The sequence below is a fragment of the Brevibacillus sp. FSL L8-0520 genome (genome assembly GCF_037963895.1).
In the GTDB taxonomy this organism is placed as follows: domain Bacteria; phylum Bacillota; class Bacilli; order Brevibacillales; family Brevibacillaceae; genus Brevibacillus; species Brevibacillus borstelensis.
In genome coordinates this window covers 3,524,788-3,537,168 of record NZ_CP150171.1, presented here as the reverse complement: position 1 = coordinate 3,537,168, position 12,381 = coordinate 3,524,788, and the positions used below count along the sequence as shown (strand labels likewise).

General features: G+C 52.1%; 13 protein-coding genes. 11 read left to right on the top strand and 2 right to left on the bottom strand.

Annotation, left to right across the window (positions count from 1 at the left end):
• Positions 1-61: 61 nt before the first annotated feature.
• Both NSQ24_RS17680 and NSQ24_RS17675 read left to right on the top strand, forming a co-directional pair.
• Complete coding sequence (locus NSQ24_RS17680; RefSeq protein ID WP_003386409.1) at positions 62-685, top strand: YhbD family protein; 624 nt, start codon at positions 62-64, stop codon at positions 683-685.
• Positions 686-700: 15 nt separating this feature from the next.
• A complete protein-coding gene (locus tag NSQ24_RS17675) occupies positions 701-1,429 on the top strand; it encodes a polymer-forming cytoskeletal protein (protein WP_003386408.1) in 729 nt (242 codons plus the stop codon).
• Between the two features lie 218 nt (positions 1,430-1,647).
• Here the strand turns inward: NSQ24_RS17675 and NSQ24_RS17670 are convergent, their stop codons facing one another.
• Entirely contained in the window at positions 1,648-2,541 is an 894-nt protein-coding gene (locus tag NSQ24_RS17670; protein ID WP_339166311.1) for a sugar phosphate isomerase/epimerase, read from the bottom strand.
• 305 nt (positions 2,542-2,846) lie between these two features.
• Between NSQ24_RS17670 and NSQ24_RS17665 the strand changes: the two genes are divergently transcribed.
• The 8 genes from NSQ24_RS17665 to NSQ24_RS17630 all read left to right on the top strand — a co-directional run bounded on the left by NSQ24_RS17665 (position 2,847) and on the right by NSQ24_RS17630 (position 10,953).
• On the top strand, positions 2,847-4,202 hold the full coding sequence (locus NSQ24_RS17665) for a DUF455 family protein (RefSeq protein ID WP_339166309.1): 1,356 nt from the start codon (positions 2,847-2,849) through the stop codon (positions 4,200-4,202).
• A 37-nt stretch (positions 4,203-4,239) separates the two neighbouring features.
• Positions 4,240-4,926 carry a deoxyribose-phosphate aldolase gene (deoC, locus tag NSQ24_RS17660; RefSeq protein WP_003386405.1) on the top strand — a complete coding sequence of 229 codons (687 nt, stop codon included), beginning with the start codon at positions 4,240-4,242 and terminating at the stop codon, positions 4,924-4,926.
• 199 nt (positions 4,927-5,125) lie between these two features.
• Positions 5,126-6,067 (top strand): ribokinase, encoded by a 942-nt coding sequence (gene rbsK / locus NSQ24_RS17655; protein WP_172920472.1) that lies wholly within the window; start codon positions 5,126-5,128, stop codon positions 6,065-6,067.
• A gap of 61 nt (positions 6,068-6,128) precedes the next feature.
• Positions 6,129-7,643, top strand: a complete 1,515-nt coding sequence (locus tag NSQ24_RS17650; RefSeq protein ID WP_339166307.1) for a sugar ABC transporter ATP-binding protein — start codon at positions 6,129-6,131, stop codon at positions 7,641-7,643.
• Positions 7,640-8,620 (top strand): ribose ABC transporter permease, encoded by a 981-nt coding sequence (locus tag NSQ24_RS17645; RefSeq protein ID WP_024985618.1) that lies wholly within the window; start codon positions 7,640-7,642, stop codon positions 8,618-8,620. Before NSQ24_RS17650 ends, NSQ24_RS17645 begins: the two co-directional genes overlap by 4 nt.
• Positions 8,621-8,659: 39 nt before the next feature.
• Positions 8,660-9,646 (top strand): substrate-binding domain-containing protein, encoded by a 987-nt coding sequence (locus NSQ24_RS17640; RefSeq protein WP_031932773.1) that lies wholly within the window; start codon positions 8,660-8,662, stop codon positions 9,644-9,646.
• Between the two features lie 23 nt (positions 9,647-9,669).
• Positions 9,670-10,125: a D-ribose pyranase gene (gene rbsD / locus NSQ24_RS17635; protein WP_024985617.1), complete on the top strand. Its 456-nt coding sequence runs from the start codon at positions 9,670-9,672 to the stop codon at positions 10,123-10,125.
• Positions 10,126-10,218: 93 nt separating this feature from the next.
• Positions 10,219-10,953: a GntR family transcriptional regulator gene (locus tag NSQ24_RS17630; RefSeq protein ID WP_003386397.1), complete on the top strand. Its 735-nt coding sequence runs from the start codon at positions 10,219-10,221 to the stop codon at positions 10,951-10,953.
• Between the two features lie 436 nt (positions 10,954-11,389).
• Here the strand turns inward: NSQ24_RS17630 and NSQ24_RS17625 are convergent, their stop codons facing one another.
• Positions 11,390-11,725 (bottom strand): antibiotic biosynthesis monooxygenase, encoded by a 336-nt coding sequence (locus tag NSQ24_RS17625; protein WP_003386395.1) that lies wholly within the window; start codon positions 11,723-11,725, stop codon positions 11,390-11,392.
• Positions 11,726-11,920: 195 nt separating this feature from the next.
• On the opposite strand from NSQ24_RS17625, the gene NSQ24_RS17620 reads away from it, so the two are divergent.
• On the top strand, positions 11,921-12,373 hold the full coding sequence (locus tag NSQ24_RS17620; protein WP_327927504.1) for an SRPBCC domain-containing protein: 453 nt from the start codon (positions 11,921-11,923) through the stop codon (positions 12,371-12,373).
• Positions 12,374-12,381: the final 8 nt, after the last annotated feature.

Genomic DNA, 12,381 nt, shown 5'->3' with positions numbered 1-12,381 from the left:
TAAAAGACCGCATTTACAACGTAACAATGTTATGTTACATTATCTTCAGGAGGTGTTCCAAATGGAACCAGGACTAATCTCCAAAAAAGAGCTGCTGGAGCTGACAGGCATTTCATACGGACAGCTCTATAGATGGAAACGAAAACAACTGATCCCGGAGGAGTGGTTCATCCGCAAGTCCACGTTTACGGGCCAAGAGACGTTTTTCCCCAAAGACAAGATATTGATTCGGATCGACAAAATCTTGAATATGAAAGAGGATTTGTCCCTGGACGAACTGGCGGATATGTTTTCGCCCAATGCAGCAGAGCTGTCATTGACGAAAGAGGATTTGATAAAACGAAACATTGTTACAGAGGTTTCGCTGAATTTTTATCTGGAACAAACAGGAGACAGCAGTCCGTTTCCTTTTGAACGGATTCTGCAGTTGTTTGTACTGGATAAAATGCTGAAAACCGGCGAAATGAGCCTGGATGAAGGGAAGATGCTGCTTCAGATTTTTCAGGATCACTCTGCCAGCCTGGAAGGCAAAAAATTCGACCTGATGTTTGTGCGAAAGCTGGGGATATCCACTTTTTTGCTGATCGAAAGCGACAGTCGCGTATATCTTGAAAGAAACACAAAAATCGTGCAGCGGCTAAACCTGAATAGCTGCATAGAAGAACTAAAACTACAGATTGGGTAACGGAGGTTGGCAACGATGGATAATCAACAGCGTAGCAGTATCAATATCAATGGGGCAGGAACGGCGACTGGAGGCTCCGTCGACGAAGTGAAAATAAACGGATCGGGTACGATAACAAGCGATCTGGACTGTGCTTCATTCTTTTGCAACGGGACTTCCGACGTCCGCGGAAATGTAAAGGCTGAGCGGATCAAAGTGAATGGCACAGCCTCTTTTCAGGGGAATGTAAACGCCGGAAAGGTAAAGGTATATGGCACCTGCGATATTGAGGGCAATTTGACGAGCGGTGAAGTGCTGGTGAGCGGCTCTTGCGGCATCAAGGGGACGGTGTCCGGGGAGAGCATTGAGATACAAGGTTCGGTTTCGATTGCCCATGACTGTGAGGCGGAGTCTTTTCGAGGACTGGGCAGTTTTTCGGTTGACGGGCTGCTGAATGCGGGAACAATCGACATCGAGCTGTACGGAAAGGCGCGCGCCAAGGAAATTGGCGGCGAGAAAATAACGGTCAAACAAGGGAGAAGGTTTGGCATCGGCAAGCTGATCAGATCCTTTTTCGCTGGGGCCCATGAACTGCACGCAGGTACCATCGAAGGAGACGAAATCTATCTGGAATATACGCGAGCCAAAGTCGTCAGAGGAAAAAATGTTGTGATCGGAGAAGGCTGCGAGATCGATGAGGTGGAGTATACAAGCGACCTCAAAATTTCGCAAGACGCGAAGGTGCGAGGCCACAAAAAGATTTGACGCAAGCTGCCTCTCTTTGCGATTTTGCCGGTATTTTTTCCGTCGGGAACGATCGATAGGGGCCCATTTTCCACAATTTGGACCTATAAAAGGAAAGGCAGCTTGGCCGATAATAGAAGTAAGGAATGACAATTCCTCGTAAAATTGTTCTGGGGATCAAAGACAGCCAAACTGTGCAGAGGCTGTCTATTTTTTTGCCCGGAAGTGGGCCCGTTCCATTACGAACGGGCCTGCTGCACTTCCCGCCAGGCCTTTTCCGCCAATTCTTTCAATACCAGCGATTGCTGCCAGCGGTCCGAGATTTCTTCCGCGGGCGTAGCGAGGTATCCGTTCAGGGCAATCGCATAGGGGACAGGCCCTAGTTCACAGACGAAAGGAAGCACATCTCCCTGCCTTGCTTCATCCAGCCAGCAAGCCATGCCCTGCTTCCACCATTGCATATAGTGCTCCGTCATCGGATGCTCGCCGCCAGGTCCGATGTCTGCTTGTATTTGCTGGCCGTTGGATACTCTGCCGTGGATGCAGGAAGTCCGCTTCAGCAATTTCTGAAAGCACGCTTCCGCCTGAGGATGGGGAACAAGCATCTCGCCAGCCAGGACGTAATGAGACAGATCGATGGTAAGGCGAAGGTCAGGCAATGCTTCCGCATACTCGACCGTTCGCAGCAAATCCTGTGTAATCCGTCCGCGGTGCGTTTCCACAAAAACAGGAATCCCATGGTTTTTGCCTTCGCGGATGATGCCCTTGAGCCGGTTGATCGCTTTTTCGCCTACGACGAAGGAATCCTTGACTTGCGCATTTACGTAGCTGACGCCAAACTGTTTAGCCTTGCGCAGAAACGCCGCAAATTCTTCCGGCTCCTCCGGGAAAGCTTCGACGCCGAATTGCAGGTTGTAATGGTCGAGCAAGCTGCGCCAGAGGCCTGCTTCTTCAGGGGCAGGCAGTCTCCCCATAATGCCGCCGTAGCCTGCTTCCGCAATTTTCGCAAGCTTTTTTGCGAGGGGCCACTCGCCGTTTTCATCGCCGATCCCGCGCATAGCCCACCATGACTGGTGAACCTCCAGGCGAGGAGGAAGATGGTGAGGCCCGCACATACTTTGTAAGAAGTTCATGTACATTCTCCTTCGGTAGAAATGGATTTTCCAGAGACAATGTGGTAAGAGAGACAAAAAAACAGAATAGGAAAAGAAACTGACTACTTGGAAAAATGGGATTGACATCCGGCGGAAAAACCTTTACGTTTTTATTAGACGTCCATAGAGGTATATATTCCAACATGAACATATCATAATCTGAAACTCGCATTCTTTCAAGTGAATAATCGATCGAAAATAGATGTTCATGGATTTACTGGAAGGATGTACCGACAATGACGCCAGCAACGTTCTATGTGAGACGACAAGGAGGAGAAAAGCGGATGACACAAACGTATCTGCCGGGATCTGAGCGGGGCAAGTACATGCGTTACGACACGGCTGTAATCCTGAAGCGATTTTACCTTTGCGAAAAAGAGCTGGTCGTAGGCGAGGCAGGCTGGATTCCTGGCATTCCTTACTTTGACATGAAAACGCTTCTGCCCAAAATATTGTGGGAAGACGCGATGACTGCAAATGCGCTGCGGGAACGAGTGTTTGAACTGCGTTTCCCAAGCCGGATTCTTGAAGTGGGCGAGGACCAGCAGCTGATCGACCTTATCCGGAAGGCACGCTCGGCACCGAATGCGCTAGCCTTCCTGTCTTCGCTGGCACATGTCTTCAAACCGGCGCTTCTCCAGGCTTACCAAACCTATCTCCGCTTGGCCGATCATATCGGTGATGGACCGACCTACCGCTTCATGAATCTCGCTGTGGAAGAAAAACAAAGGCAGATTCGGGAGATCAGTCTGTTGCTCGAAAGAGAGTCGGCTCGTGCCGATCATACGGATCGAGTCCTCGCCGAACAGTGGACAAATGAGATCCAGGAGCGCTTGCAGGCGATGGGCGGAATCGGCCTTGATGCGCCAGTGGCAGAGGCTGAGCAAAAAGAGACAGCTTTGGGAAATCAGCCCGCAGCAGCCGGCGAGTCCGCCGAAGCGCTCTCTCATGCGATCCCCTTTGCCCCGATGGAAGTGCCCGCCAGAGATGGCCGCTTTATTCATGTGCGCTTCTACTGGCCGGACAATGTGGACCCGTCGTTTCCTTACGGAGAAGGCTTCCGGCTACAGCTTCGGAGCGCCGTCAGCCATCTGAACGAGATTTGGGCGGTGGAAAATGCGGGACATGTCCTCTACTCGTTTGCCGGGGAGCTGGGATGGGAATTTATCTATGACGCCGCGCGCTGGGTCTACGACGAGAGCAGACATTGCCGGATGGGCTATGAGCGGCTCCGATCATGGGGATTTGAGGAAGCGGAACTGCCGCTTGGCACGTACATTTACGACAGCTGCAAAGGACAGGACCCGATCTACCGGCTCGGCATGCTGTTTTACTTTGAATCGAAGAACATCGGGAAAAAGCTGGACAGAATCAAAAATTTCGAATCGATGAATGACCGCACCAGCCAGCACGACATGGACTTCGACTGGGCCGATGAGACGATCCACACGAGCTATGGAAAGACGTGGCTGTCTGCGGCACTGAAAAAGCGGGGGCAGGACCCGGATGATTATACGGAGATCAAGGAAATGTGCGAAAGCATCGTCAAGCGTACGGTGGAAACGGCTACAGCCGAAGAAATTGAGAAAATCACGGAGATAGCCAACAGGATGATCGCAAAAGGTAAGGCTGCCCAGTAGGAAGGATCGCTACCCAAACATAGAGGAGTTGAAGAAAATGGCTACATTTACGGTAGAGCAAGTTGCCGCAAAAATTCAGCATACGCTGGTAACCCCCAATGCTTCGGAGGCAGATATCAAACGAGTTTGCGAAGAATGCCTGACCTACGGATTTGACGGGGCGATGATTCAGCCGGTGTGGATTCCCCTCGCCAAAAAACTGCTTGCGGGCAGCAAAGTAAAGGTATGTACGGCATTTGGCTACCCGATGGGCGGAGCTACCACTTTTACAAAGGTGGCAGAGGCGCGCGACGTGATTGCTGCCGGAGCAGATGAGTTTGACTTCATGCCGAACTACGGATTGTTCAAAAGCGGGCGTTACGACGAGTTCGCTCAGGAAATCGCTGCTGTCGTCAAAGCGGCCGAGGGCAGAGTGGTCAAAATCATGCTCGAATTCGGGATGCTGGATGAGGAAGAAAAAATAAAAGCCGCTACGTTGGCCAAGGAAGCGGGCGTCACCTACTTGAAAAATTCCAGCGGCTGGGGACAGGGCGGCCATGCCACGGTGGAAGACATCCAATTGCTTCGCCGCATCGCCGGCACACAGACACGGGTAAAAGCGTCCGGCGGGATTCGCACTTTTGAGGATGCCGTAAAAATACTGAACGCAGGCGCGGAGTTGATCGGGACCAGCGGAAGCGTGAAAATCGTCACGGGACAGGGAGAAGCAAGCACGGTTTATTAAAGCGAGGCCGTCTGCCCTGTCGATTGGTCAATGCCGACATAGCCATCCTATGGCAGGGAGCAGGGCTTCTCCCAAACTGTAATTTCAGACTCTTTCGATCATTATTTATTTTGACAAAACAGAAAACAGATGTATATCATGGTTTATAGACGTCAATATACGTTTATTACCTTTACTCTGATGCCAAAGGAGAAGAGAGATGGAGACACAAGGGCAAAAGCATATCGTCGTCATCGGCAGCTACAATGTCGGGTTTATCTGCAGCACGCCGCGAATGCCCGTTTGGGGAGAAACGATATTGGGCAGCGGATTCTCTGTTTGTGACGGAGGGAAAGGCTCCAATCAATCCGTTGCGGCAGCAAAATTGGGAGGCTCTGTTTCTTTTATCGGCTGTGTCGGGGATGATCCGTATGGGAAATCCGGCGTCGCCATGCTGCGAGAAGCGGGGGTCAATGTGGATGAGGTCTCCTTCTCACAGGCTGCCCCGACAGGTGTGGGCTTCGTCTTCCTGAATCAGCATGGAGAAAATTGCATCGTCGTCGATCCGGGAGCAAACCACCTGCTTTTGCCCGAGGAATTGGAGACGAAAGCGTCCATCCGCCGCGCCGATATTCTCGTATTCCAACTGGAAAATCACTTGGATACGATCCGCAAAGGCATGGAGCTCGGCCGCAAGTGGGGGAAAACGGTGATCCTCAACCCGGCTCCGGCAACGCCGGATTTGGACGATTTGCTCGCGCTGTCCAGCATCGTCACTCCGAATGAATCGGAGCTTCTGATCCTGCACGGCCTCGATCCTGCTGCCGACCTGACGGACGTGGAGTGTGAGCGTTTGGCCCGGCTGCTTTTGGAAAAAGGCCCGGAAGCGGTCATTGTCACCCGAGGGGAGAAGGGTGCGATGGCTGTGACAGCAGATGAGGTCGCATCGATTCCGGCTCCGAAGGTAACCGTGGCAGATACGACCGGAGCAGGCGATTCCTTTACAGGGGCATTGGCTGTCGCCTTGTCGGAAGGCAAGTCGCTTGCGGAAGCCGTGCGGTTTGCTTGCTGCGTCGGCGCCTACTGTGTGACCAAGGAAGACGTCATACCTGCGCTCCCCACGAGGGAACAACTGGATGATTTCATCAAGACGTTTGAATAAATGCCATTTTTGAAAACGCTTTAAATGGAAGCGGGATTGAAAGACGAGGGGAGGGAGCCAGATGCCGGCACTGCTGAGTCTGCAGAAAATCGAAAAAAGCTTTGGAAGCAACCAGATTTTGCACCAGGTAGACTTTCACCTGCAAAAGGGACAGGTTCACGCCCTTCTCGGGGCCAATGGAGCCGGAAAATCCACGTTGATGAAAATCATTGCCGGGGAGTACACCAAGGATGCGGGAACCATCCGGATCGAAGGCGAGGAGGTGCACATCCTGAGTCCAGGTCACGCCAAACGCCAGGGGATCAGCGTCATTCATCAGGAACTGAGTCTCGTGCCGGAATTTACGGTTGCAGAAAATGTGTACCTCGGCAAAGAGCCGGCACAAGGACCGGGATCGTTTCTTCTGTCTCGGAACGAAGCCGTTCGGAAGACGAAAGAGCTGCTCGACAAGTACCAGATTGAGCTTGATCCGCACCGCAAAGTCAAAGACCTCTCGATCGGACAGCAGCAGGTGGTCGAAATCTTGAAGGCGATCTCGGAGGACTCCCGCGTCCTGGTCATGGATGAGCCGACGGCGACCTTGACCGCAGCGGAGACCAATCAGCTCTTTGAAGTGATCCACTCCCTCAAGTCAAAAGGGATCGGGATTATCTACATCTCGCATCGCCTCGATGAAATCCAGCAAATTTGCGACTGGGTCACGATCCTCAAAGACGGCAGAAAAACAGCCGAGGGGCCGATCGCGGAGTTCGGCAATGAGCGGATCATCGAATGCATGGTAGGCAGACAGATGGATCATTACTATCCGAACACGAAGCACAACCCGGGCGAAGTCGTTCTCGAACTGCAGCATATACGGAAAAACGGAGTCCTGCGCAATGTCTCCGCCACCTTCCGAAAGGGAGAAATCGTCGGGATATTCGGACTCTTGGGAGCCGGACAGTCAGAGCTGATGCGGATTATTTTCGGCGCAGACCGGGCAGATGGGGGACAGCTAATTTGCAAAGGCCAGGCGGTCCAAATCGATTCACCGCGTACCGCGATGAGCCACGGAATCGCGCTGGTGACCGAAAACAGAAAAGAAGAGGGCCTGGTGCTGGAGCTCGGATCGGATCAGAACATGACGCTGACCAGCATGGAGCAATTCTCCGGCTACGGGCTTCGCAACCTCGGAAAAATCAAGGAGATCGCCAAAGAGTACGTGGGGAAATTGAACATCAAGCTGTACGCCCTGCATCATCCGGTCAAGCATTTGAGCGGGGGAAACCAGCAGAAAGTGATTCTCGGCAAATGGCTGCTTACCTCCCCGGACATTATTCTTTTGAGCGAACCGACGAGGGGAATCGACATCGGGGCAAGGTCGGAGATCTACCACTTGCTCGACCGGCTGGCACATGAGGAAAAAGCGATTGTGATCGCGTCGAGTGATGTGGATGAAATCCTTGGACTGTGTGATCGGGTCTTGATCATGTTCCGGGGAGAAATCATCGCAGAGGTAGATCAGGCCGATGCCAGCATCGAACTCCTCATGGAATATGCGTCTGGAGCCCGGCAAACAACGGGGGTGGGGGGATGAACATGATCAATAGCACAAATCCGGTTGCAAGCAAACCGGCGGTAAACAGGCTCAGTTTGATTCAGCAATACGGCATGTTTTTTATCCTGATTCTCGTGGCAGCGATCTTCACGATGCTGACACCAAACTTTTTGACGCCGTCCAACCTGATCAACATTTTAAGACAGGTATCGGTAATCGGCATTGTGGCAGCCGGTCAAACGCTCGTCATCATCACGTCGGGAATTGATTTGTCGGTAGGCAGCATCGTCGGCCTGTCGGGAGCGGTTTCGGCGGGAGTTACGCTTGCCACAGGAAATGCGTTTCTGGGAATTGCCGCCGGGCTGTTGACGGGGATGGTATTCGGGGTGGCAAACGGTCTTTTGATCTCCCGCCTGAAACTGACGCCCTTCATCGTAACATTGGCCTCGATGACGATGCTGTCCGGTTTTACCCTGATCTATACGGGCGGAAATCCGATTTTGGTGACAAACCCGGTCTACAAATTCATCGGGCAAGGCTACGTAGGTCCGATCCCGTTTCCTGTCGTCGTTCTTTTGCTGGTCTACGCCATTCTTTACTTCGTCCTAAAGCGAACGGTTCACGGCCAGTATATTTACGCCATCGGCGGCAATGAAAAAGCTTCCTTGCTCGCGGGGGTGCGGGTAAACCTGCACAAAACGATTGTGTACGGAACATCGGGATTGCTGGCAGGTCTGGCCTCCGTCATCCTGACAGCGCGTTTGTCATCGGCGACACCTGTCGCGGGAACGGGGTATGAGCTGGACGCCATCGCCGCGGTCATCCTGGGCGGAACGAGTCTGTTCGGCGGCAAAGGAAGCGTGGTCGGGACACTGATCGGGGTCCTGCTGCTCGGGATACTGACGAGCGGAATGAACCTGATCAACGTCTCTCCGTTTTACCAAAATGTGGCAAAGGGGTTGATCGTCCTGTTGGCAGTCATCATCGACCGGATGATCAACAAAGAAAAACAATAGCTCACAGAAAATGGCCAATAAATTGAGGGGGGAATTTTCATGAAAAAATGGATGTTTTCACTGGTAGCAGCGACGCTGATGCTGACAGTTTCGGCGTGTGGTTCGTCCGGTACAACTGGAGCTCCGGCCACGGGATCGGGCGGCTCCGCGCAAGGCGGCAGTGCGGGCGAGGGCAAGATCAAAATCGGCTATGCGATCAACACTTTGAACAACCCGTTTTTTGTCGCCGTAAAAAATGGAGCGGAAAAAGAAGCGGAAAAGCTGGGCGTAGAGCTCGTGGTGGTCAATGCAAACGACGACCTGGCCACACAGCTGCAAGGCGTAGAGGATTTGATCCAGCAAAAGATCGACGTCCTCATCCTCGATCCGGTGGACAGCAAAGGGACCATACCAGCCGCGGAAGCAGCGAATAAAGCCGGGATCAAGGTGATCACCACGGGACGCGAGCTGGAAGGCGCCGAAGTCGTCACGCATCTGGGCTATGACGAGGTCAGGCATGGCATCGTCGCAGGCGAATTCATGAGCAAGCAGCTGGGCGGCAAGGGAAATGTCGTGGAGCTGCAAGGCATCATGGGCACAAACGTGGCACAGGATCGCAGCAAAGGCTTCCAGGAGGGTGTAGCGACATCGCCGGACATCAAGATTGTCGCATCGCAGTCGGCCGACTTTGATCGGGCCAAAGCCATGACTGTCATGGAAAACATCCTTCAGGCCAATCCGGAGATAAACGGCGTCTATGCGGCAAACGACGAAATGGCGCTCGGTGCGGTACAGGCGATCAAAGCGGCAAACCGCACAGGCATCATCGTCGTATCCAATGACGGTACAGCCGATGCTCTTCAGGCGATAAAAGACGGCGACATTGCCGGGACAATGGCCATTTATCCGAACCAGTACGGACAAAAGGCAGTCCAGATCGCCAAGAAAGTAGCCGGCGGCGAATCCGTGGAAAAGAAACTGGAGCTCCCCTCTATTTTCGTAAGCAAGGATAACGTAGAAGAAGCGATCAAGGAATCTCAAAACTAATTGGAAACGAGGAGCGAAGAACAATGAAAAAAGGTACAATCCTGAACCGTGAGCTGAATGAAGCGATTGCCTCGATGGGTCACACTGATTATATGATCGTCTGCGATGCCGGTTTTCCGATCCCAAATGGCGTAAAGCGCATTGATTTGGCGCTGAAAAAGGATGTGCCCGATCTGGAAACCGTTCTCTCCCTGATCGCCGGAGATTTCATCGCAGAAAACATCTACGTCGCCGAGGAGGTCGAAACGAACAATGCGCCTCTGTACAACAAGCTCAAGGCGATGTTCCCCGGCGTAGAAATCGGCACGATGGAGCATCAAAAAATATTGAGCGAGATGGCTTATAAAGCGAAGGTGATCGTCCGTACAGGTGCATTCGATCCATGGGGCAACGTCATCCTGCAATCCGGGGTGAGCGTTCCGCAGTGGTTTGACAAGCCCGGCATCGTTGTTCCCGATTATTACAAAGACAAAATGTAAGGTGTGCAAACCTGGCAAGCTGGGGGTTGTCTTGAAAAAACAGCGGGATAAAAGTATAGTAAATGAGAATAAGTTGGATAAAGGGTGAACCCAGTGATCGAAAAAACAGGTCCGGAACCGATTTATATTCAAGCGAAAAATTGGATTCGGGGAAAAATTGCCAGCGGCGAGTGGAAGGCAAAGGAGAAGCTGCCGTCGGAATCGGATCTCGCAGCCACATTGGGAATCAGCCGGGGTACCATCAAACAAGCGATCAAGCAGTTAATCACAGAAGGCATTCTCGTCCAGATACACGGGAAGGGAACCTTTGTCGTAGGCGAGCAAATGGAGTATCCGTTGGCGGAGAGACTGATTTCCATCGCCGAAACCATGATCGAAAGTCACAAAGACTTTACGACCAGGCTGCTCGGACTGGAGACCTCCCCAGCCGATCAAACCGTAAGCCGGTTTTTGGAGTTGGACCCATCCGGACAGGTTTATCATCTAAAGCGGCTGCGTTTTATCGAAGACACGCCGGTTGTCTTTTTGGAGAACTTTTTGCCGAAACAACTCTTCCCCGGCTTCGAGCAGAACAACTTTGAGGAGAAGACGTTGTTTTCCATAATCGAAGATCGCTACAAACTGAGAATCTCCTGGGGAAAACGCTCATTTTTGGGAAAAGGCGCTGACGAGAAGATCGCGGAAATGCTGCAGATCGACAAAGGAACGCCGATTACGTTCCTGGAGCAGACCATTTACACCGAGGACAATGTACCGATCGAGTATTCCAAAGTATGGCTGCGAAACGATCAGATCAAGCTGACCTCCATTCTGAAAAGAACGCAGTAAGTATGAACGGCTTGCTTCAGGGGAAGCGAGAAAATGCTCTCATCACGAATGTCAGCCAATTCAAGACCGACACAAAGCAAAGCCGTCGTCGATTCGTTGCAGGACACCATGCTGACGAGCAAAAAGAGCAAAAAGCAAAAAACGCTTCAAAAGAAAGCAAGACATATGTTTGCAAAGAGAAGCTGGAGGCTGACGTCAAAAGCCTCCAGTTTTTTATGCGGCCAACCTTTGATTAAGCATCCTTTAGTCCGCTGCTTTTGGATGCGGTTCTGCTTTTGGACGAGGTTCCGCTTTTGGGGCGAAGCCGGCCAGTCTACATCCGAGAGGTGTCCCACCGTACCTGATTGCTTTCTTCTATTTTCATCTCCACTGCCAAAAGCCTGAACGACTGCAAACAAAAAAACGCGGAAAATGGCTCCGCGTCCGAATCTTCATCTTACAGCTCATTCAACGAATACTCTCTTTCTACTCTGCAAATCCTCGTCACGTACTGCTCATACCATACCTGTTTCCCTTTTTCCTGCGCCACCAGATGGTCCTCGTTCTGCTTCCAGTTGCGAATATCCTCCAGCGACTGCCAGTACGAGATCGTCACTCCGAATCCGTCCGCATCGCGCGTGCTTTCCACGCCGAGAAAGCCCGGCTGGGCAAATACCAGCTTCTCCATCATTGCGGCCATCTCTTCGTACCCCGTATTATCCGTTTGTGTCCGTTGACTGGTGAAGATCACAGCATAGTAAGGCGGCTTCGGCGTCTTTGCAAATGGCCCCATTTTACCCCCACTCCCTCAACGGGTATCTGTTAACAAGTATAGCACCCGCCTTTTTTTCTGTAACCTATTTCTCCACTGACAGCGATTGTCAGGGATGAGTGGATATACTCGAAAAAGCTCCGGGTATCAGATCTCTATGGGGCGGAAACCTTTTTGCCATACAAAACACTAACGATACGAGGGGGACTTTCAAAGATGAAACCAACCGACTTGCACTACGAATTTTACGTATTGGCAACCCCAGAGCAGGTGTGGGACACGCTCGTCTCGCCAGATGGGGTAAAAGCCATTTACGGGGGCTGTGTGACCGAGTCAACGTTCCGTGAAGGAGACCCGATCCGCTATATCGGCCCGGGCGCAGACGGAGATAAAACCATCCACGTCTACGGCGTCATTTTGCAGTGCGAGCAGGCCAAGACGCTCAGCTTTACCCACTTTGTCGGCGATTCCTACCACTCCGGCCAGGAACGGTACGAATCGCGCATCACTTATCGGCTCGAACCGGCCGGCGCGTCCACAAAGCTGACCCTGACCCATGACCGTTGGCATGAGAATGATCTGTCATACGATAACAGCGCGAAGGCATGGTGGATGATCCTCAGCAGCACGAAGACACTGATCGAAACAGGTAGGCCGCTGGCATTTTAAAAGTCGGT

What these genes read in the sequence shown, in the direction of transcription:
- NSQ24_RS17680 (WP_003386409.1), top strand. Translation starts at nt 62, where the DNA reads ATGGAACCAGGACTAATCTCCAAAAAAGAGCTGCTGGAGCTGACAGGC.
- NSQ24_RS17675 (WP_003386408.1), top strand. Translation starts at nt 701, where the DNA reads ATGGATAATCAACAGCGTAGCAGTATCAATATCAATGGGGCAGGAACG.
- NSQ24_RS17670 (WP_339166311.1), bottom strand. Translation starts at nt 2,541, where the DNA reads ATGAACTTCTTACAAAGTATGTGCGGGCCTCACCATCTTCCTCCTCGC.
- NSQ24_RS17665 (WP_339166309.1), top strand. Translation starts at nt 2,847, where the DNA reads ATGACACAAACGTATCTGCCGGGATCTGAGCGGGGCAAGTACATGCGT.
- deoC (WP_003386405.1), top strand. Translation starts at nt 4,240, where the DNA reads ATGGCTACATTTACGGTAGAGCAAGTTGCCGCAAAAATTCAGCATACG.
- rbsK (WP_172920472.1), top strand. Translation starts at nt 5,126, where the DNA reads ATGGAGACACAAGGGCAAAAGCATATCGTCGTCATCGGCAGCTACAAT.
- NSQ24_RS17650 (WP_339166307.1), top strand. Translation starts at nt 6,129, where the DNA reads ATGCCGGCACTGCTGAGTCTGCAGAAAATCGAAAAAAGCTTTGGAAGC.
- NSQ24_RS17645 (WP_024985618.1), top strand. Translation starts at nt 7,640, where the DNA reads ATGAACATGATCAATAGCACAAATCCGGTTGCAAGCAAACCGGCGGTA.
- NSQ24_RS17640 (WP_031932773.1), top strand. Translation starts at nt 8,660, where the DNA reads ATGAAAAAATGGATGTTTTCACTGGTAGCAGCGACGCTGATGCTGACA.
- rbsD (WP_024985617.1), top strand. Translation starts at nt 9,670, where the DNA reads ATGAAAAAAGGTACAATCCTGAACCGTGAGCTGAATGAAGCGATTGCC.
- NSQ24_RS17625 (WP_003386395.1), bottom strand. Translation starts at nt 11,725, where the DNA reads ATGGGGCCATTTGCAAAGACGCCGAAGCCGCCTTACTATGCTGTGATC.
- NSQ24_RS17620 (WP_327927504.1), top strand. Translation starts at nt 11,921, where the DNA reads ATGAAACCAACCGACTTGCACTACGAATTTTACGTATTGGCAACCCCA.